Source organism: Pedobacter polysacchareus (assembly GCF_019802255.1).
Lineage (GTDB): Bacteria > Bacteroidota > Bacteroidia > Sphingobacteriales > Sphingobacteriaceae > Pedobacter > Pedobacter polysacchareus.
The window spans coordinates 584,687-605,651 of record NZ_JAHYSS010000002.1; the positions used below are offsets into that span (position 1 = coordinate 584,687).

Annotated in this window: 18 protein-coding genes; 10 read left to right on the forward strand and 8 right to left on the reverse strand. The window is 38.4% G+C overall.

The genetic code is table 11. The features are described 5' to 3' along the window. Positions 1-25: 25 nt before the first annotated feature. On the reverse strand, positions 26-1,474 hold the full coding sequence (gene asnS / locus K7X70_RS06420) for an asparagine--tRNA ligase (protein WP_255606947.1): 1,449 nt from the start codon (positions 1,472-1,474) through the stop codon (positions 26-28). A 100-nt stretch (positions 1,475-1,574) separates the two neighbouring features. On the opposite strand from asnS, the gene K7X70_RS24530 reads away from it, so the two are divergent. Next, entirely contained in the window at positions 1,575-2,909 is a 1,335-nt protein-coding gene (locus K7X70_RS24530) for a sensor histidine kinase (RefSeq protein WP_222536262.1), read from the forward strand. A gap of 490 nt (positions 2,910-3,399) precedes the next feature. Here K7X70_RS24530 and sucC read toward each other — a convergent pair whose 3' ends face one another. Then, entirely contained in the window at positions 3,400-4,590 is a 1,191-nt protein-coding gene (sucC, locus tag K7X70_RS06430) for an ADP-forming succinate--CoA ligase subunit beta (RefSeq protein ID WP_062547383.1), read from the reverse strand. 65 nt (positions 4,591-4,655) lie between these two features. Between sucC and K7X70_RS06435 the strand changes: the two genes are divergently transcribed. From K7X70_RS06435 to K7X70_RS06455, 5 genes are all read left to right on the forward strand, one after another. Beyond that, the gene (locus tag K7X70_RS06435; RefSeq protein ID WP_222536263.1) at positions 4,656-5,306 is read left to right on the forward strand and encodes an ABC transporter ATP-binding protein; all 651 of its coding nucleotides are present in this window, start codon (positions 4,656-4,658) and stop codon (positions 5,304-5,306) included. Positions 5,307-5,310: 4 nt separating this feature from the next. Beyond that, positions 5,311-5,808, forward strand: a complete 498-nt coding sequence (locus tag K7X70_RS06440; RefSeq protein WP_222536264.1) for an ATP-grasp domain-containing protein — start codon at positions 5,311-5,313, stop codon at positions 5,806-5,808. Between the two features lie 12 nt (positions 5,809-5,820). Next, complete coding sequence (locus K7X70_RS06445; RefSeq protein ID WP_222536265.1) at positions 5,821-6,432, forward strand: HAD hydrolase-like protein; 612 nt, start codon at positions 5,821-5,823, stop codon at positions 6,430-6,432. Positions 6,433-6,570: 138 nt separating this feature from the next. Beyond that, positions 6,571-8,238 carry a S41 family peptidase gene (locus K7X70_RS06450; RefSeq protein ID WP_222536266.1) on the forward strand — a complete coding sequence of 556 codons (1,668 nt, stop codon included), beginning with the start codon at positions 6,571-6,573 and terminating at the stop codon, positions 8,236-8,238. Between the two features lie 135 nt (positions 8,239-8,373). Continuing rightward, positions 8,374-8,640: a hypothetical protein gene (locus K7X70_RS06455; RefSeq protein WP_187667801.1), complete on the forward strand. Its 267-nt coding sequence runs from the start codon at positions 8,374-8,376 to the stop codon at positions 8,638-8,640. A 2-nt stretch (positions 8,641-8,642) separates the two neighbouring features. On the opposite strand, the gene K7X70_RS06460 is transcribed toward K7X70_RS06455, so the two are convergent. Then, on the reverse strand, positions 8,643-9,605 hold the full coding sequence (locus tag K7X70_RS06460) for a M28 family peptidase (RefSeq protein WP_222536267.1): 963 nt from the start codon (positions 9,603-9,605) through the stop codon (positions 8,643-8,645). Between the two features lie 163 nt (positions 9,606-9,768). Here K7X70_RS06460 and K7X70_RS06465 point away from each other — a divergent pair, with 163 nt between their 5' ends. Beyond that, positions 9,769-10,752: a potassium channel beta subunit family protein gene (locus tag K7X70_RS06465; protein ID WP_222536268.1), complete on the forward strand. Its 984-nt coding sequence runs from the start codon at positions 9,769-9,771 to the stop codon at positions 10,750-10,752. 151 nt (positions 10,753-10,903) lie between these two features. On the opposite strand, the gene K7X70_RS06470 is transcribed toward K7X70_RS06465, so the two are convergent. Together K7X70_RS06470 and K7X70_RS06475 are read right to left on the reverse strand one after the other, a co-directional pair. Continuing rightward, on the reverse strand, positions 10,904-12,352 hold the full coding sequence (locus tag K7X70_RS06470) for a glyceraldehyde-3-phosphate dehydrogenase (RefSeq protein ID WP_187667798.1): 1,449 nt from the start codon (positions 12,350-12,352) through the stop codon (positions 10,904-10,906). Between the two features lie 110 nt (positions 12,353-12,462). Next, complete coding sequence (locus K7X70_RS06475; RefSeq protein WP_062547391.1) at positions 12,463-13,323, reverse strand: sigma-70 family RNA polymerase sigma factor; 861 nt, start codon at positions 13,321-13,323, stop codon at positions 12,463-12,465. A 555-nt stretch (positions 13,324-13,878) separates the two neighbouring features. On the opposite strand from K7X70_RS06475, the gene K7X70_RS06480 reads away from it, so the two are divergent. Beyond that, positions 13,879-14,112 carry a helix-turn-helix domain-containing protein gene (locus K7X70_RS06480; protein ID WP_222536269.1) on the forward strand — a complete coding sequence of 78 codons (234 nt, stop codon included), beginning with the start codon at positions 13,879-13,881 and terminating at the stop codon, positions 14,110-14,112. 64 nt (positions 14,113-14,176) lie between these two features. Here the strand turns inward: K7X70_RS06480 and K7X70_RS06485 are convergent, their stop codons facing one another. Then, a complete protein-coding gene (locus tag K7X70_RS06485) occupies positions 14,177-14,506 on the reverse strand; it encodes a YegP family protein (protein ID WP_062547393.1) in 330 nt (109 codons plus the stop codon). A 226-nt stretch (positions 14,507-14,732) separates the two neighbouring features. On the opposite strand from K7X70_RS06485, the gene K7X70_RS06490 reads away from it, so the two are divergent. Beyond that, a complete protein-coding gene (locus tag K7X70_RS06490; RefSeq protein WP_222536270.1) occupies positions 14,733-14,942 on the forward strand; it encodes a hypothetical protein in 210 nt (69 codons plus the stop codon). A gap of 119 nt (positions 14,943-15,061) precedes the next feature. On the opposite strand, the gene K7X70_RS06495 is transcribed toward K7X70_RS06490, so the two are convergent. Together K7X70_RS06495 and lpdA are read right to left on the reverse strand one after the other, a co-directional pair. Beyond that, a complete protein-coding gene (locus K7X70_RS06495) occupies positions 15,062-15,901 on the reverse strand; it encodes an MBL fold metallo-hydrolase (RefSeq protein ID WP_222536271.1) in 840 nt (279 codons plus the stop codon). 114 nt (positions 15,902-16,015) lie between these two features. After that, positions 16,016-17,404 carry a dihydrolipoyl dehydrogenase gene (gene lpdA / locus K7X70_RS06500; RefSeq protein ID WP_222536272.1) on the reverse strand — a complete coding sequence of 463 codons (1,389 nt, stop codon included), beginning with the start codon at positions 17,402-17,404 and terminating at the stop codon, positions 16,016-16,018. 338 nt (positions 17,405-17,742) lie between these two features. On the opposite strand from lpdA, the gene K7X70_RS06505 reads away from it, so the two are divergent. Continuing rightward, the gene (locus K7X70_RS06505) at positions 17,743-20,880 is read left to right on the forward strand and encodes a TonB-dependent receptor (RefSeq protein ID WP_222536273.1); all 3,138 of its coding nucleotides are present in this window, start codon (positions 17,743-17,745) and stop codon (positions 20,878-20,880) included. Positions 20,881-20,965: the final 85 nt, after the last annotated feature.

Consider the following 20,965-nt stretch of genomic DNA (forward strand, 5'->3'; position numbering starts at 1 on the left):
CCTTTTAAATGAAAATATATAAAGCTTAAAACTCTGCGTTTTTTGGGAAACGAGGGAAAGCAATTACGTCTCTGATGTTCGTCATACCACTTACAAAAAGTACCAGTCTTTCGAAACCTAATCCGAAGCCGGAGTGTGGTGCAGATCCAAAGCGTCTGGTGTCTAAAAACCACCACATTTCTTCCTGAGAGATGTTTAGCTCATCCATTCTTTGTGTCAGCTTGTCTAAGCGTTCTTCTCTTTGAGAGCCACCAATCATTTCACCGATTCCAGGGAAAAGAATGTCCATTGCGGCCACCGTTTTTCTGCCCTGAGCATCAGGCTCATTCTGGCGCATATAGAAAGATTTAATATCTGCAGGATAATCGGTTAAGATCACCGGTTTTTTGAAATGTTTCTCTACCAGGTAACGTTCGTGCTCTGATTGTAAATCTGCTCCCCATTCGTCAATAAGATACTTGAATTGTTTCTTTTGATTAGGTTTAGAAGACCTTAAGATCGCAATCGCTTCCGTATAAGTTAAGCGCTCGAAATCATTGTCTAAACAGAAGTTCAACTTGTCAATTAAGGAAAGTTCGGAACGCTCATTCTGAGGTTTAGTTTTTTCTTCTTCTAACAAGCGATTGTTTAAGAAGTCGATTTCCTCTTTACAATTCTCTAAAGCATATTTAATCACATACTTCATCATGTCCTCGGCCAATTGCATGTTGTCTTCCAGGTCTGCAAAAGCAACCTCTGGCTCAATCATCCAAAATTCAGCAAGGTGACGGGTAGTATTTGAGTTTTCTGCTCTGAAAGTAGGGCCGAAAGTATAAATCTGTCCAAAAGCCATAGCAGCAAGCTCACCTTCTAACTGTCCGGAAACGGTTAGGTTAGTCGCACGGGCAAAGAAATCCTGTGAGAAATCTATTTTACCATCTTCAGTTTTTGGTGGATTCTCCAGGTCTAAATTGGTTACTTTAAACATTTCACCAGCACCTTCTGCATCAGAAGCGGTAATGATAGGGGTGTGCATATAAGTAAACCCTCTGTCATTATAAAACTGATGAATAGCAAAAGCTAAAGCATGACGCAATTTAAATACCGCATTGAAAGTATTGGTACGGAAACGTAAATGCGCGATTTCTCTTAAAAACTCCAGACTGTGTTTCTTAGGCTGTAATGGGAATTTCTCCGGATCACTATCACCTAATATCTCAATCGTATTCGCTTTAATATCAACTCTCTGTCCTTTTCCAACAGATTCTACGATTGTACCAGTTACTGCAATGGCAGCGCCAGTAGTAATGCGTTTCAATAAATCTTCAGGGGTATTATTAAAGTCAACAACAATCTGGATGTTTCCCATGCAGGAACCATCATTGATAGCAATAAACTGATTGTTGCGGAAAGTACGCACCCAACCCATCACTGTTACTTCTCTGTCGAACTGCTCTGTCTCTAACAGGCTTTTTACTTTTTCTCTTTTGATCATGATTTTATTGTGGAGAGGTTCAAAAATAAGGATTTAATTGATTTTTTTTATGTTTCTTATTGTATTAAGTTTGCGAAGCGACATCTCAATCATAATTAGCGTGCAATCTAATCGTATCCAATCTTTTTGGCAAAAGGCCATAGGCGACATCGGGGAGTTTTCTCTGGAAGAGCGTATTTTTAATACCATATGTATTTTTGCATTTTTTGCCCTGATGGTGGAAGCACCATATAATTATTTAATGGAGCTTAAAGAATTGTCTTGGCTATGCTGTGCCGGCATGGTGTTTATTGTCGGGCTGTATTATCTTTCCAAGATAAAAAGAAAATCCAATCTGGCCATTACGCTTTTCTGTATCATCAGCAACATTACTTTTACCTATTGCTATTTTTATAATTCTGGAATTCTTGGGCCAAACGTGCTGCTTTTTGCGCTTTCTTTTTTCCTCATCATCACCATCATCCCGAAAGCGCAGTATAAATTTTGGGTACCGGTCAATATATTTATAGTATTGGCAGTACTGGTATTAGAATATCATCAGCCGCAATTAGCACCCGATCTTTATTACAGCCCTTTTGCAAGAGTCATTGATTTTGCCGTCACTTATGTCGTTTCTACGGTCTTAATTTTTCTGTCTATCAGTTACATGCGGAAAAACTACGCTTATGAGCGTTTGTCTGTAGAGCAGCGAAACCGGGAAATTGAGGCACAGAAAGATGAGATCCTATTGCAAAAGGGAGCACTGGAATACCTGAACAGAGAAAAGGATCGCTTATTGTCTATCGTAGCGCATGATGTACGGATGCCTTTGAGTTCCATACAGGGCTATTTAGAAATTCTGAATTCCATCGGACTGGATGAAGCGGAAAAACAATTGATTGAAGGACAGCTGCTGCAGATTACCAGAGATACTTCTGAAATGCTCATGAACCTGCTTTCCTGGTCGAAGACGCAGCTGCAAGGGGGTAATGTGCAGTTGAAGGCCTTAGATGTAAATGAAGCCCTCCAGGGCTGGTTAAAAATAGAAAATACCATCGCTAATAAAAAAGGAATCCGTTTGCGAATGCTCACTGCCGGACAACTTTATTTAATGGCTGATCACGACATGCTTCATCTGGTAGTTCGGAACCTGGTTTCTAATGCTATTAAATTTACTCCTGAGGGAGGAGAGGTGATCGTTTCCACGCGTTATCGCGGAACCAGCGGAATGATCATTATATCTGATAATGGAATCGGCATCACGCCTGAAAAACAGGAACACCTGTTCGAGCTCAATGCTTCCGCTACTTACGGAACCAATAATGAAAAAGGAATTGGTCTTGGCTTACTCTTGTGTAAGGAGTTTACGGAGAAACAGCAAGGAAATATCTGGTTTGAAAGTGAAACGCAAAAAGGTTCCGTTTTTTATGTTTCCTTGAAATTAGAAGGATTTTAGGTTCTTATTTTTAGTCTTTTGTGAAAATAATTGTAAAATAATCCAATTTAACCTCATTTTATTAGTTCTTTTTGTGAATTGTGCATGTAAAAATCTATTTGTATCTGTTTTTGGTGATATAATGTTAATATTTCCAGCTATTATTTAGTGTTTTGTTGCTAATTTTTGGTTTTAATGTTGATTTTAAGGTGTATTTCTTTTAATTTTTACTGTTTATTCATTTTTATTGCAATTTATTTTTAAATAAATTGTGAATTGTCTGTTTAACTTCTATATTTGTGTCAGCTCGTTTAATTTATATTTGGTTAAAGAAGCCTCAGGTTGGATGACCTGAGGCTTCTTTTGTTTTATAGGCAAAATAAATACAGTACTCGCTCCAAATAAGCCAGCAATAGTCTTTTTTAGGTTTCAAAACCAAAATTTAGGGCATAAAAAAAAGGCCAATTGAGTAAACAATTGACCTTTTAGATTTTTAACTAAAAACTGGTAATTATGCCAATACTTTAGTCACTAAATCTGCTGCATCTTTCAATGCAATTGCAGAATATACTTTTAATCCTGATTCATCGATTAACTGTTTCGCTTCAGCGGCATTAGTACCTTGTAAACGACAGATAATTGGAACAGGAATATCACCGATTTCTTTGTAAGCATCGATTACACCTTGAGCAACACGGTCACAGCGAACGATACCACCAAAGATGTTAATTAAGATAGCTTTCACATTTGGATCCTTAAGGATAATGTTGAAACCTGCTTTTACAGTTTGTGCATTTGCAGTTCCACCTACATCCAGGAAGTTAGCTGGCTCACCACCTGCAATTTTGATGATGTCCATGGTCGCCATTGCTAAACCAGCACCGTTCACCATACAGCCAACGTTACCATCTAATTTCACATAGTTTAAGTTAGACTCACTTGCTTCCACATCTGTTGGATCTTCTTCCAATTTATCACGCATTGCTGCATAATCAGGATGACGGAATAAAGCGTTCTCATCTAAGTCAACTTTAGCATCAACAGCGATGATTTTGTCATCAGAAGTTTTTAATACTGGGTTGATCTCAAACATCGCAGAGTCAGTAGCGTCATAAGCTTTGTAAAGCGCGGTGATAAATTTCACCATGTCTTTGTGAGCAGCACCACTTAATCCTAGATTGAAGGCAATTTTACGAGCCTGGAATCCTTGAAGACCAACTTTAGGGTCAATCTCTTCTTTGAATATTAAATGAGGAGTTTTTTCTGCAACCTCTTCAATGTCCATTCCACCTTCGGTAGAATACATAATGATGTTAGTTCCAGTTGAACGGTTTAAAAGCACGCTCACATAGAATTCTTTAGTTTCAGATGCTCCAGGATAATAAACATCCTGTGCCACTAAAATCTTGTTCACTTTCTTTCCTTCCGGGCCAGTTTGAGGAGTAACCAATTGCATACCTAAAATATCGGTTGCTCTTTGTGCTACTTCTTCCAGGTTTTTCGCCAGCTTTACGCCACCGCCTTTACCTCTTCCGCCTGCATGGATCTGTGCTTTAATCACAACCCAATCAGAATTGTAGTCAGTTTTCATTTTTTTAGCCGCTTCTACAGCCTGCTCAACCGTGTGGGCAACGACGCCTTCTTGTACGGCTACACCAAAACTTTTAAGTATTTCTTTACCTTGATATTCGTGGATATTCATTTGCTGAAAAAATTTGTCCAAATCTACAATTTCAGATTGGTTTTAAAAACAGTAAGTTTGCATTTATGCTAAAAGCAACAGGTATAAAGAAAGCTTATGGAAATTTACCCATCCTGAAAGGGGTAGATTTTGAGGTGGAAAAGGGAGAAATTGTCAGCATTATTGGCGCCTCTGGTGCGGGTAAAAGTACCCTACTGCACATATTAGGGACTTTAGACAAGCCAGATCAGGGAACTGTCGAATTAAATGGTGCCAAGGTAAATCAACTTTCCGGAGAACTACTGAGTGTATTTCGTAACAAAAATATAGGCTTTGTTTTTCAATTTCATCACCTGCTACCTGAATTTAGCGCTTTAGAGAATATCTGCATTCCTGCATTTATCGCTAAAACCAGTAAAAAAGATGCAGAGCGCCGTGCAATTGAGCTTTTGGAGCTGCTGGGATTGAAAGATCGCGCCGCACATAAACCCAATGAATTGTCTGGCGGTGAACAGCAGCGGATTGCAGTAGCGAGGGCACTTGTAAACCATCCTGCCATTATCCTGGCTGATGAGCCTTCCGGTAATCTGGACTCTGCCAACGCCAATGCCTTACACGAATTTTTTATCACCCTTCGTGATAATTTTAAACAGACCTTTGTGATCGTTACCCACAACGAAGGACTGGCGGAAATCAGCGATAGGGTAGTTACCATGAAAGACGGATTAATCATATAACATTTTGAAAATACTAATTACAGGAGGTAAATCTGCCTCAGCATTAAAGCTGCTGAAAGCTTTTGCCAATCAACATATATTACTTGCCGATTACGGAGATATGCCTGCGCTTTCTTCTACAGCTTATCAAATGCACTCCTTAGGGACCAGAAATGACGATACCACTGCACATACTTTACTCAACAACTGTCTGGACGAAAATGTAGAAATGCTATTGCCAATCCATGATTTTGAAATTGAAGCAGTAGCTAAATCTATCGTTTTATTCGAAGAATTTGGGATCGAGGTTTTACTGCCGCAGCCAGCAGAGTTGGCTAAATACCTCAGCACTGAAAAGCAAAGCGGGGATTGGGCATTGTACCAGAAAGGTGGATTGCTATTCCCTGAAAATGCGAACGCAGCACAAAAGGAATTGGGCATTAAAGAAAAATTGAACGGCGTATTTTACACCATTGACAGCCCTGAAGGCCTGAAACCAGTTTTATTTACCATCAATTCCTAATCATTTTATCCCATGAGGGCAGAAGAATTACTAAAAGACAAACAAGCATTCGTTTTTGAACTGGACAATGTAATTTATCCTGAAAAGGATTATTTATTGCAGGTTTACTACCTGTTCGCGCAATTTATTGAATACGGTGAACAATTAAATGCCAGCGATATTGTAAAATATATGCAAGAGCAATACCTTGCTCATGGTACTGTAGATCTATTTGAGAAAACTGCTGCAGAGTTCAAAATTCCAGAGAAGTATAAAGTAAATTATGATCTGGTGATGCAAAACGCAAAACTTCCACTGAAGCTGCTCATCTATAATAAAACGCTTACTTTCTTGCAGGAAATTGTTGCCAACGGGAAGCAAGTGTTTTTATTTGTAGACGGTGATTCCCTGATGCAATTAAATAAAATCAGACAAGTAGAATGGAATGGGTTGGAAAAGCATCTGATCGTTTATTTTTCTGAAGAATCTGAACCAAAACCAAGTACAAAAGGGATAGAAATGATCCTGGAACGCCATGATTTAAAACCAGAACAAATGGTTTTGATTGGTGCTAAACCAGCAGATCAGGAATGTGCACTTAATGCAGGAATTAAATTTTTAGCTATCGAAGAGCTGCTGAAATAACCTTGTTTATTCTTAAACAGCTTGGTTTGTGATAAAAATAATTAAGCTGTTTAAAATAAAACACTTGTTAAATTACTGATCATCATCAGGTAATGAGGTTTTTTTATTATAGATTTGTAATAGAAAATGGGAACAAGGATGATAAGAAGGTTAAGCTCCAGAAAGTATATTTTAATCGCATTGGCACTTTTTCCTGTGCTATTCAATGCCTGCAAAAAAAGCAAGGTCATCCCAGAAACTCCAGACACGGAGCAGCCTCAGCCTACGGGCGGGAATACGAAACAGACTCCTACTTCAGACCGAAGAGCACTGACCAATGATTCGCTGTTTTTATATGCTCAGCAGATTTATTACTGGAATGATAAACTGCCTACCTATGATGTTTTTGATCCAAGAACTTATACTAAATTGGGTACTGATCTGGCCAATTTCAACAATGAGCTGTTTAACATTACCAAATTTTCTGGGTTTGAAACTGTTGCCGGTTCTTCTTCTCCAAAATATGCATTTATCAGGGACGAAGATACCTCAAATGGCAGCCAAAGTACTGCTCCGGATAGATCGTCTAGTGTAGACCTGTCGGACATTGGTTTTGACATGGGCTTTTTAAATTTTCAAGGTTATGGGAATAACTCAGGATATGAGCTTTTTGTAAAAGCTGTTTATCCGAATTCACCTGCTGATATTGCAAAAATTACACGTGGAACCCAGATTACCAAAATTGGCAGCCGTGCTATAGGAACTAATTTCGATGCAGAAGTAGGTGTCATCAATAATGTATTGAATGGTACTACCAGCAGCACCACTTTTTCTGGGATCAGACCGGATGGAACAACTTTCAACGATGTGCCACTTAGTGTTAAAAAATATACGAGCAGCCCGATATTTGCTTCGAAAGTAATTGATCAGGGAGGGAAAAAAGTGGGTTATCTGGCTTATTCGATCTTTTCAGTATTGACAAATCCTGATAGTAAAAATCCTACTGATACTAGAATCGATCCTGTCTTTGCCAATTTTGCTGCTAATAATATCACAGATTTAGTGATTGATTTACGTTATAATGGCGGTGGTTCTGTGGAAACAGCAGAATACCTATTGAATCTGCTGGCTCCTGCCAATACCAATGGAGTGATGTTTTCTGAAACTTATAATAGTGTGATGAAGAGTGGAAAAGCCAGTATATTGAAGAATCAACCTTTAACAGATGCTAAGGGCAATATTCAATACAGCAGTTCTGGTAAGATGTATACATTGAATGATGTGGATTGGTCTGATGCCGGAAATATATATTCATTCTCAAAAAAGGGACCTTTAAACGGATTGAAAAATATTGTGTTTCTGGTTTCCAGTAATACCGCATCTGCAAGTGAATTGCTGATCAATAGCATCAAACCTTATATGCAGAGTGTTAAGCTGGTGGGTACGACTACTTATGGCAAGCCTGTAGGCTTTTTTCCGATTACGTTAGACAAACACTATTCTATATATCTCCCAAGTTTTGAAAGTAAAAACAAAAATGGGGAAGGTGGGTATTATTCTGGAATGAAACCTGATTTTGCGGATACTGGAGGGGCAGATCTTTATGATGATGCTGAGCATGATTTTGGGGATCCTAAAGAGAGCTATTTAAATAAAGCACTTTCTGTTCTTGCTCCGGTGGCTCCGTCAGTTTTGGCCAGCCGAACCGCTTCAAACGGCATCGCCGGTGCTACTGCAAGTTCGGTTAAACTGATGAAGACAGATTATTCAAACAGTAACATGACTGCTGCGGGTATGGTGGAAACACGTTATCGCTTAAAAAAATAAAACCTTGTTAATCAGCGTTTTTTGATCATTGTAAAATCCTATTTACAATAGGATGTCAAAATGACTTTGATCTATGGCTTTTAATTGCGATTTTAAATTAAGAAACGCATATTTATTACATTTAGCCAGAGTATTATGATTGGGGAATTAATCGAGAAAGAATCAATAGACATCAGCCAGATCATACCTGCTGACCAGAACCATACCGAAGAATTAAGAGATAAGTTGAATTCTGCACAACGCCTGGGGAATGAATTTAAATCAAAAGCAGACATTTCCTTTAATACAAAAGAAGGACCTAAAACGGTTTCTACTACGGTATGGCAGGTGACAGAAAAATACTTACAATTGAAAAATGGAATTCATATTCCTTTAAACAGCCTTTTAGCCATAGAGTTCTAATCCTATTGCTTTTTCATCTGTAGTTTTTGTCTGAAAATAGACTGCAGATTGCGTTCTTTATCAATGTTGTTAATGATTTCCAGGATGGAAGCCGCAGCATTGGTAAAGAACTTTTTGTTGATATTCTGATACTTATCTGAGGCCTGGTGATAATCTTTATGGTCTTCTACTCCGAAATATAAGAAAGGAATGTTCTTCGCATTAAAAGAGCCCTGATCACTCTGATTGGTCCAGTCTTCACTGCCGGTTTTTGGATCATCATGTCCCATGATCACTTTAATGGTAGGTTTACTGGTAATGAAATACTTTTTTAGTTGTGGGTATTTAAAAGTGCCGCAGGCATACAGTTCGTTTTTGTCATTGTGACTGATCATGTCCATATTCACATTCATCCGGATGTTTTCTAAAGGAATCGTGGCTAACTCTATAAAAGCTTTTGAACCTTTCAACCCCATTTCTTCGGCATCAAAAGCGGCAAATACCATACTGTAATTGGGTTGATGTTTTTTAAAGTAAGCAGCAAAGTTCAATAAAGCGGCTACACCGGAGGCATTGTCGTCTGCCCCATTGTAAATCTGGTCTTTGATGATCCCTACATGATCATAATGTGCAGAAATGACGATCACTTCCGTATTTCGTCCCGGTACATAAGCCAGCATATTTTTACCTGTAATCTCCTGACCAGCCCTGTCTTTGAACGTAAAAACCTGTTCATAATTACCAAGGTGTGGGAGCGGCGCTAAGCCTATTTCCTTAAATCGCTGTTCAATATATGCTCTAGCCATTTCAGCGCCCTTAGTACCTGTTTTACGTCCCTCAAAACGATCAGAAGATAAGGTCTCTACATCCTTTAATAGTTGTTGTTCCGTTTTACTGATGGGTTTGCTGATTTGTGCCTGCGAGGGATTCTTTTGGGCATTACAGCTCAATAAGGCAATTAAAGGGATTAGCAGGTAAATTCTCATTCTGTGGGAAGCTTGTGTTATATAAAGGTAAAAATATTATCTGAAAAGCCCCGATGCCCCAAAAAAGAAAACTTAATGACAGGAATGCTGTTTTTTGAATACTTTATAAAACAGGAATAAGACAAATAAAAGCACATATCAACTCATTAAAACATAAAATTAGATGGAATATAGACGTTTAGGAAAATCAGGATTACAGGTGAGTGCGCTTTCATTGGGTAGCTGGCTTACTTTTGGCCAGCAGATCAGTGATCAGACTGCCGATGAACTGATGGGGATTGCTTATGATGCAGGAGTCAACTTTTTCGACAATGCCGAAGGTTATGCGGAAGGGAAATCTGAGATCGTAATGGGAAAGATTCTTAAAGCCAGGAAATGGGACAGGGAATCTTTTGTGGTCTCTAGCAAAGTGTTTTTTGGAACAGAAAACAAAGGGCCAAATCGGATGGGATTGTCCCGTAAACACGTGATTGAGGCTTGTCATGGGGCCTTAAAAAGGTTACAAGTAGATTACCTGGACCTTTATTTCTGCCACAGACCGGATAAAAACACGCCGATTGAAGAAACGGTTTGGGCGATGAATACCTTATTACAGCAGGGCAAGATCCTGTACTGGGGGACTTCTGAATGGAGCGCCTCAGAAATTATGGAAGCCATTCGCGTAGCTAAACAGTATAATTTAATCGGCCCTACGATGGAGCAGCCTCAGTACAATTTACTGGAACGCAATAAAATGGAAAATGAATATTTGCTGCTGTTTAAAGAGTATGGACTGGGAACCACGATCTGGTCTCCTTTGGCTTCCGGGTTATTGTCTGGTAAATACACTTCAGGGGTAACTAAAGATACACGACTAGAGCTCAAAGGAATGGAATGGCTGAAAGATGCGGTGTTAAATGAAGAGAAGCTGAAAAAAGCAGAAAAACTTCAGGGACTTGCAGATCAATTGAACATTCCTCTGGCGAAATTATCTCTGGCCTGGTGTTTAAAAAATCCAAATGTGAGTACGGTAATTTTAGGCGCTTCGAAAACCGCGCAATTAAAAGAAAACCTGACCACTTTAGAAGTACTGCCATTGCTTACTGAAAAGGTGTTGACAGCTATTGAGGACATCATGCAGACGAGGCCTCATTTGCCACAGTTTTAAAATTAGTATTGCTGTTAAAGGACCTTAGGTGAAGGAATTTTAAGGACTTCGGTTGTTGAGGCAGTAAAGCTAAATAAACAGTGCTGATGCTAAATAAAAAAGGGCTTTGTTTACAACAAAGCCCTTTTTTATTAGCTATTTCTTTGAAATGCTAGTAATAAGTTAGCCTCACTACCCCTGCTAATTTCTTAGCAAGTCGGATCACTTGTCTGGTGTAACCATACTCGTTGTCATACCAGGCATATAATACTACTGATTTATTGTCTTTGGCCATAATTGTAGCTGGTCCATCAATAATGGAAGCATGACTGTTGCCAATCAAATCTGTACTCACCAATTCATTGGAAATAGAGTATTCGATTTGCTCTGATAAATCTCCGAACAAAGATGCCTGTCTGAGTATTTCTGATACTTCTTCTTTAGATGTGACCGTGTTCAATGATAAGTTTAAGATGGCCAATGAAACATTTGGCGTAGGAACCCGCACCGCGTTTCCGGTCAGCTTGCCGCCTAAATGAGGGATTACTTTTGCCACCGCTTTATCCGCGCCGGTTTCTGTGATGACCAGGTTAAGCGCAGCCGCCCTGCCTCTTCTATATTTTTTATGGTAATTGTCTAATAAATTTTGATCGTTCGTATAGGAGTGGACGGTTTCAATGTGCCCTTTTTCAATACCAAAAGCATCGTCAATCAGTTTTAAAACAGGAACAATGGCGTTGGTGGTACAAGAAGCATTAGATAAAATCGTTTCCGATTCATAATCAATCCCTGCATCGTTGATTCCAGCAACTACATTCAGGATATCTCCTTTGGCAGGGGCAGTAAGCAGCACTTTGCTGATTCCATTGGCATTCAGGTGTCTGCCCAAACCTTCACGGTCACGGAAAACGCCAGTATTGTCAATCAATAAAGCATCATGAATATCATACAAGGTATAATCTACCTCTTCTGGTTCTTTGGCTACGATAAAATAAATAGTTTGTCCATTGATAATCAGTGCTTTATTTTCAAAATCTTCAGTAATGGTACCATTAAAAGGACCGTGAACAGAATCTGTGCGTAAAAGTTCCGCTCTTTTGATCAGTTCTTCATCACTGTAGCTGCGGGTTACAATTGCTCTTAAGCGCAATTGCTCACCTTTACCAGCTTGTAAGATCAACTCACGTGCGGCAATTCTTCCAATACGGCCAAAGCCATACAGGACTACATCCTTAGGAACTAGATTTCTTTTGTCTTTACCAATGTGTTTGCTGAGTTTACTCACTACAAAATCATGAATGGTAGGGTAGTGGTCATTGTCGTCCAGCCATTCTGAAGCTAATCGGCCAATGTCAATGCGGGAAGGGGCAAGGTTACATTTTGAAATGGTCAAAGCCAGTTCCAGGGTCTCATAAATACTGATGTCTTTTCCGCTGATTTGTTTCGCATATTGGTGGTGCGAAAGGATTTCGCTGCTGCCAACATCAAATAAAGGTTTGCGGAACAATACAAGTTCGATAGATCTGTCGAACCAGAGCTGGCCTACGACATTAATCAGCTCAATGGCTTTTTTCTCTTTTTCAATCCAACTTTGGAATTCGGATTGGTACTTCTTTAGCATGTGGCAATATTTTTGGTTAGAATGCCACAAAAGTAAAAAAGATTGAGCGAGATACCCAACCTTTTTACTTTATAAATTTATCACACAAGGTGTTAAATGGAACTAATAGACTAGCCCAAATATGATTTTAAGATTTTACTTCTTGAAGTATGACGCAAACGCTGTAACGCTTTGTCTTTAATCTGACGTACACGCTCACGGGTCAGGTTAAACTTCTCACCGATCTCTTCTAAAGATAGGGGATGGTTTGTGCTCAATCCGAAGAAAAGTACAATAATCTCGCGCTCACGCTCAGTTAAAGTTGAAAGAGAACGTTTGATTTCCTCAGAAAGAGATTCATTGATCAAACTGCTATCCGTATTTGGCTCATGATTTTCCAATACATCTAACAATGTATTTTCTTCTCCCTGAACAAATGGTGCATCCATTGATACGTGACGGCCAGAGTTACTTAAAGTATCAGAGATTTTATCTACTGTAGTTTCTAAGATATCTGCCAATTCTTCCGGAGAAGGCTCACGTTCAAATTCCTGCTCTAATTTAGAGAAAGCCTTGCTGATTTTGCTCAATGAACCCACCTGGTTTAATGGCAAACGAACAATACGACTTTGTTCAGCAATAGCCTGCAATATAGATTGACGAATCCACCAAACAGCATAAGAGATAAATTTGAAACCCTTAGTCTCGTCAAAACGTTTTGCAGCCTTAATTAAACCCAGGTTTCCTTCGTTGATTAAGTCTCCTAGAGTTAAACCTTGATTTTGATATTGCTTCGCTACTGAAACCACAAAACGTAAATTCGTTTTGGTTAAACGCTCTAATGCGGCCTGATCTCCCTCGCGTATTTTTCTTGCTAATATTACTTCTTCTTCGGCGGTGATTAAATCTACTTTACCAATTTCGTGAAGGTATTTGTCTAAAGATTGACTTTCGCGATTGGTAATGGATTGCGTGATTTTGAGTTGTCTCATTTATATGCTTTGGTACTCGTTATGTGTTTGAACTTGCAAAAGTAAGAATTTTAAGGCAATTTGAAAACTTAAATTCCTGAAAATGTTACAGTTTACAACTGCTATTTCTACGGATTTTAATTAGCAATAATTATTCCAAAATACTTTTGTCAGTATTTAATGGCGGTATTATGAATATGAAGATATATATTCTTGTTCAATGAATAAATATTGATAAACAATAACAAATCAGTTATGTTTGTACTTAATTAGAGATTGTCTAGCATAAGTCAGAATGCAAAAATGTTTATTGCGGAATATTAATTTCAGGAAAGACAGCGAAACTGTCAGTTGACATAAGGCAAAAAGAACTGAAAAAAAATACAAAAAACTGTTATAGCAGAGAAGAAAGCCGAAAAATCAAGAATTATTGGCAGATGAAGGTGTTATTATTGTGCTTTTAATGGTCCTGTTTTTGGGACAATAGTGTAAAATGATAGTTTTTATCACAGGATTGGCCTGACTTTACAGCGATAGCAGCACCGCAGCAACTCAAGAGTAATTAAGGAAATAAATATGGCAATAGTAGTGAATTTAGATGTGATGCTGGCCAAGCGGAAAATGTCGTTGACTAGCTTAACACAGGAAGTAGGAATCACAATGTCAAACCTGTCTATTTTGAAAACAGGCAAAGCAAAAGCGATTCGGTTTGAAACGCTGGACGCCATCTGTCGGGTTTTGGATTGTCAGCCTGGGGATTTACTGGCTTTCCAGCAGGAAGATTTAAATGAGGAAGATAGAAAAAAGTAAAGCCTGTCCGTTTTAGATGAAAAGGAACAGGCTTTACTTTTTTTTATGCTGAGTTTTATCAAGCTTAGCTGAGGTCCACAACCTCCGCATCAGGTGCATTCTTTTTAACGGATTCAATGCCATTTTCGCGGCTGGCCTCCGATTCATACATTTCGCTGGTACCAATTACCTGTCCGTTGGTTGCCTTTAGGTTGAAATATGGTTTGCCATTACTGGAAGTCTTTCTTTCAAATTTACTATCATCTTTAGCGTTTTTCTTAACGGATTCAATGCCGTTATGGCAATTGGCTTTTGCAGTATAGCCTTCACTAGTAAGGATGACCTGGCCATTGCCTGCTTTCAAATCGAATTGAAATTCGCCGTTTTTCCTTGTTTTGATTTCGAATTTTCCCATAATCGTTTAATTGGTTTTTTGTATCCAGGTTGAAATTTTTATTTCAATATATAAAAAAATGGATATCAAAACAATATTTTGATATCGATCATTCTATTCATTATCAGGATTTAGCGGGGAAATGGCGCCAGCTGGTAGCACTGTGTTTGTTGTTAAGAAATAAATTAGGGTAATTAGAAATATTTATTTCTAGCTGATTTCCTGATTAAAATTCAAATTTCTAAAAATGGCAGTATTTCGCGACTTTAAAACCATAAAAGGAATTGAAAAGAAGGGGAAAAATGGCGGGGGGGAGACTGGGATTTGTTCGCTATCTGTTTTGCTATTGTTTTGCCATTGTTTTGCTGATGTTCTGCTTTTCTTTTACTGGCTCAAAAGAAAAGCAATAGAAAAGCAGGTTTGTAGGAAAGGAAAAAATGAGGTGCATCCGATTTAAGCAGTAGTTAAATCACCGTATTACCTGTTGAATAAATAGGAGTTGCCGGAATAAAAAAAAACACCTGATTCAGGTGCTTCTAGAAATTGCCTATTAGGCTTGATTGAGGTTTAGTGAAACTATAGACTAGCGAGGTCGAATGTACGGTCCAGTCTGATGCCTTTTTCCGTCTGCTGAAGCGTACAGCATTCATGGACTGCATCATGTTCCAGGAATAAGATATATTGTTTTTCAGTGGCTTCCTGGAGGAATGATTTTTTTTCAGTCAGGGTTTTTAAAGGAAACATATCATAAGCCATCACATAAGGCAAAGGAATGTGTCCTACGGAAGGGAGTAAATCTGCCATATATACTATGGTATGCCCTTTATATTGAATCTGTGGCAGCATCATGGCATCAGTATGACCATAAGCAAAACGAATATTGATGCCTTCATGAAATTGAACACCTTCTTCATCAGCAACAAAACGCAATTGTCCGCTTTCCTGGATAGGGAGGATGTTTTCTTTTAAGAAAGATGCTTTTTCTCTGTCATTTGGATTTACTGCCCAGTCCCAATGTTTCGCATTGCTCCAATAAAACGCATTGTTAAAGGATGGTCTGAGTTTATCACCCTGGCGGATAATAGAACCTCCGCAATGGTCGAAATGAAGGTGGGTCAAGAAAACATCGGTGATGTCTGCTCTGGAAAATCCTTTGGCAGCCAGTGATTTGTCAAGGGTATCCTCACCATGCAGGTAATAATGGCCCATAAACTTCTCATCCTGTTTGTCACCAATCCCATTGTCGACCAATATTAATCGGTTTCCATCTTCGATCAATAAGCATCGCATGGCCCAGGTACACATATTATTGGCATCGGCAGGGGTGGTTTTCTGCCAGATAGATTTTGGCACTACCCCAAACATGGCACCGCCATCTAATTTAAATAAACCGGTATCGATGGTATGTAGTTTCATGTGCAGCTTGAATTAGATTATTGAAAAAGATAAAAGTAAAAAAAAAACCTGTTGAAAAGCTCAACAGGTTTTTTTTAACAATCAGCCTATTTTAAGAAAAGGCGATTTTATAATTTATAAGTGAATCACTTCACCGTAAGCATCAGCGGTAGCTTCCATAATGGCTTCGCTCATGGTTGGGTGTGGGTGAACCGCTTTTAACATTTCGTGTCCTGTAGTTTCCAGTTTACGGGCAACTACGATTTCAGCGATCAGTTCAGTTACATTGGCGCCAATCATGTGAGCACCTAGTAATTCACCGTATTTTGCATCATAGATCATTTTAATAAAACCATCTTTAGCACCTGCTGCACTTGCTTTACCTGAAGCTGAGAATGGGAATTTACCAATTTTCAATTCATATCCGGCGGCTCTTGCTGCTTTTTCTGTATAACCAACAGAAGCAATCTCAGGACTGCAATACGTACATCCAGGGATGTTATTGTAATCTAATGGCTCTGGTTTCTGACCAGCAATTTTCTCTACACAGATGATTCCTTCTGCAGAAGCTACGTGAGCCAATGCCTGACCAGGAACAATATCACCAATTGCATAGTAACCTTTAACGTTAGTGCTGTAGAATTCATCTACGATTACTTTACCTTTTTCAGTTTTAATGCCAGTTTCTTCTAAACCGATGTTTTCGATGTTTGCAACAACACCAGCAGCAGAAAGAACGATGTCACATTCTAAAGTCTGCATACCTGAAGCAGTTTTTACCTGAACTTTACAGCCAGTACCGCTAGTGTCTACAGATTCTACGCTGGAAGAAGTCATCACTTCGATACCTGCTTTTTTAAAGCTGCGCAGTAATTGTTTAGAAACGTCTTCGTCTTCAACCGGAACAATATTGTCCATGAATTCTACTACCGTTACTTTAGTACCTAAAGTAGCATAGAAGTAAGCAAATTCAACACCAATAGCGCCAGATCCAACTACCACCATAGATTTAGGCTGCTCAGGCAATACCATCGCCTGTCTGTAACCAATGATTTTTTTACCATCTTGTTTCAGGTTTGGCAATTCTCTTGATCTACCACCAGTAGCTAAAATAATGCTGGTTGCAGTATAGTCTTTTATAGAACCATCTGCTGCTTTCACTTCCACTTTGTTTCCAGGTTTAGCTTTACCAGTGCCCATGATCACGTCAATTTTGTTCTTTTTCATTAAGAATTGAACACCCTTGCTCATGCCATCAGCAACACCACGGCTACGTTTGATTACTGCTGCGAAATCGGCCTCAGCCTCTGCAGTTTTAATACCGTATTCAGCAGCATGATTGATATATTCAAAAACCTGTGCACTTTTTAATAAGGCTTTGGTTGGGATACATCCCCAGTTAAGGCAGATTCCGCCTAAAGATTCGCGTTCTACTACCGCAGTTTTTAAACCTAACTGAGAAGCTCTTATTGCAGCTACATATCCACCAGGACCGCTGCCAATTACAATTACATCGTAGTTCATATCTTATATAAAGGAATTTTTAACTTAAGTAATTGCCAAAATTAAAAAAATTGTTCATTAATACCGCCTGTTAGATTTTTGTACACTGCTTTTCAGAGGTTTAATTTAAAAAGGGCTCTCTAAACACAGATGTTGTGTTTATTTTGGAATTTAACAAAATACTGACAAACTGTACGTTAGATATGTTAAAGAAGATGTTAAATGTTGAAAATTATTGTGATATTTAATAATAATTTAACATTGGAACCATCTTCCTGGATGATTTAATTTTTACCTTTGTGCCGTTATATTGTATTGCAGTATCATAAAAAAACAAAAAAAAATAATCAAAAAAAAGTATGAAGAAATCTTTACTATTTAAGATTGCAGTAATCATTTTTGCATTTGTAGGACTTATCTCCAATGTAAATGCCCAGGTTACTACATCATCATTGAACGGGAGTGTTCGCGATGCAAAAGGTGCTTTACCAGGTGCTAGTGTAAAAGCGACTCACGTTCCAACAGGTACAGTGTATTCAGTATCAACGAATGTTGATGGAAGATTCGGTATCAACAACATGCGCCCAGGTGGTCCTTATGTTATTGAGGTAAACTTTGTTGGCTTTCAAAAGGAAAAAATTACTGATGTTTATTTAAAGCTAGGTGATCCTTTCACGGTCAACATCTTACTTAATGACGACAGTAAAAGTCTGAACGAAGTGGTGGTTTCAGGTAAAAAAGATGCGACCATGAACAGCAAAAGAACAGGTGCTGCAACCACTGTTTCTAAGGAACAAATAGAAAGCATGCCTACTTTAAATCGCAGTCTTCAGGATTTTACGCGTTTAACACCTCAGGCAAATGGTAACTCTTTTTCTGGTTCAAGCACGCGTTACAACAGCATTAACATTGATGGTGCAATGAATAACGATATTTTTGGTCTTGCAGGTTCTCCGGCTCCAGGTGGTTTGGCTAAAACCCAACCTATTTCTCTGGATGCTGTACAGGAAATTCAGGTAGTACTTGCTCCTTACGATGTAAGCTACGGTAACTTTACTGGTGGTGGTATCAATGCAATTACCCGTTCAGGTACAAATACAGTAGAAGGATCAGCTTACTTCTTCGGTAGAAACCAACAATTAGTAGGTAAAAATTTCCAAGGTGAAAAAGCTTCTGATTTCCATAGATATCAGTATGGTGCGCGTGTAGGTGCCCCAATTGTAAAAGATAAGTTGTTCTTATTTGTGAATGTTGAACAAACAAGAGATCAGGTTCCTTCTACTTATAATGCTGGTGATGCACGTTCAATTATGACTGCTGAGGCAGCAGCAGCTTTGAGTAAATCAGTATTGGATAAATATGGTTATGACCTTGGAAATGCAGGTCAAGTTGATCAGGAAACTAAAAGTGATAAAATTTTTGCACGTTTAGATTGGAATATCAATGCTAAAAACCAATTGACTTTACGTCACAACTATATTAAAGCTTCTGATGATAACCTGAGCAGAAATGCTACTTTCTTCCGTTTCGGAAACAATGGTTATAAATTCAACAACACACAAAATATTAGTGTTTTAGAATTAAGAAGTCAGATTAACTCTAATCTTTCGAACAACTTAATCGTAGGTTATTCAAGAATCAGAGATTCACGCGCAACTGAAGGAACTTTATTCCCACAAGTGGAAATTCAGAACTGGAATGGTACTGCTGGAAATACTGTACAATTCGGTTCAGAGAGAAGCTCTACAGCAAATTCTTTAGATCAGGATATTTTTGAATTTACAGATAACCTGAAACTATTGGCAGGTAACCATACCTTCACTTTAGGTACACACAATGAGTTTTTCAAATTCAGCAACGTTTTCGTAAATAACTATAGAGGTCGTTACCGTTTTGATAACCTGGCTGACTTCGAAGCTGGAAAACCTAAAAATATTGACATTACTTATCCATCTGTTCCTGGTACTTTACCTGCAGCAGCATTTAAAGCAGCTCAGTTGGGCTTCTATTTCCAGGATGAGATTCAAGTTGATCCTACCTTCAGATTAACTGCTGGTTTGAGATTAGATGTTCCTTTGTTCTTCGATAAACCAGCTGATAACCCTGCAGTTTCTGCTTCATTCCCTGGTTATGGTACTAGTAAATTGCCTAGCGGTCAGATTTTAGTATCTCCTCGTATTGGCTTTAACTGGGACTTAACTGGCGACAGAGTACTTCAATTACGTGGTGGTACTGGTTTATTTACTGGCCGTGCTCCATTTGTATGGTTCTCTAATCAGTTCGGTAATACAGGTTTAGATTATAAAAATATTTCTCTTTCTGGGGCTAATGCTAATAAAGCAGGTTTCGAACCAGATGTTAATAAATTATCTCAAGTAGGTGCAGCTGGTAATACTTATCAAGTGAACTTAATGAGTTCTAACTTTAGAATTCCTCAGGTTTTCCGTAGTAACCTTGCCTTAGATGCTAAATTGCCAGCTGGTATCGTAGGTACTTTAGAAGGTATTTACTCTAAAACTGTCAATAACATCCTTTACAGAGACCTGAATGTTCAAGCAAAAGGAACTACAATTAATCCTGCTTTAACCAATGGTGCTGATTTACGTCCTGCTTATCAAAGCAAAGTAAACCCTACTTATACCGGTGCTTATTTATTAGATAACACAAACAAAGGTTATTCTTACAGTTTAACTGCTGAATTGAAAAAGAATTTCTCTAATGGTTTATTTGCTACTGTAGCATATAACTATGGTGAGTCAAAAGATGTGAACTCAGGTGCAAGTAGTACAGCTCAATCGAACTGGGAATTTGTTCAAATCGTAAACAATCCAAATGATCCACCTCTAGTTTACTCAAATCAGGATATCCGTCACAGAATTTTAGGTAGCTTGTCTTATGGTTTCAAATATGGTAAATCTAAAGCAAGTGGTACTACTTTCTCTGTATTCTATGCAGGTACTTCTGGTACGCCATTCACCTACCTTTATAATGGTGACTTAAACGGTGATGGTGCTTTTAATAACGACCTTTTGTTTGTTCCAAGAACAATGAAAGACATTAACCTTGTTAAGTTGGATATTAAAGATGCTAAAGGTATAGTTGTTAAAAGCTATACTCCACAAGAACAATGGGATGCTTTAAATACATATATTGATAATGATCCTTACTTGAAAAATATCAGAGGCGAGTACACGGTAAGAAATGGTGCACGTTTACCTTGGCAGCACCAAGTTGATTTAAGGGTAATGCAAGATATCGGTACTATGATCGGTGCAACTAAGAACCGTTTACAGTTATCATTTGACATTTTTAACTTCACTAACTTGTTAAACAAGAAATGGGGTCGTCAATACTTCTACGGTAACCAAGCTTACACGTTGATTTCTTCTACATCTACAGGATATACTTTCTCTCCAACAACTCCACTTAAGCCAGCTTCAGAATCATTTGATTCAAGATGGCAAGGACAGATTGGTGTGAGATATTTATTCAACTAGTCTGATTTTTAATCAAACAAAAAATCCTCGCCCTTGTAAAAGGAGCGGGGATTTTTTGTTTGAATCCTATCTGGATTTATAACAG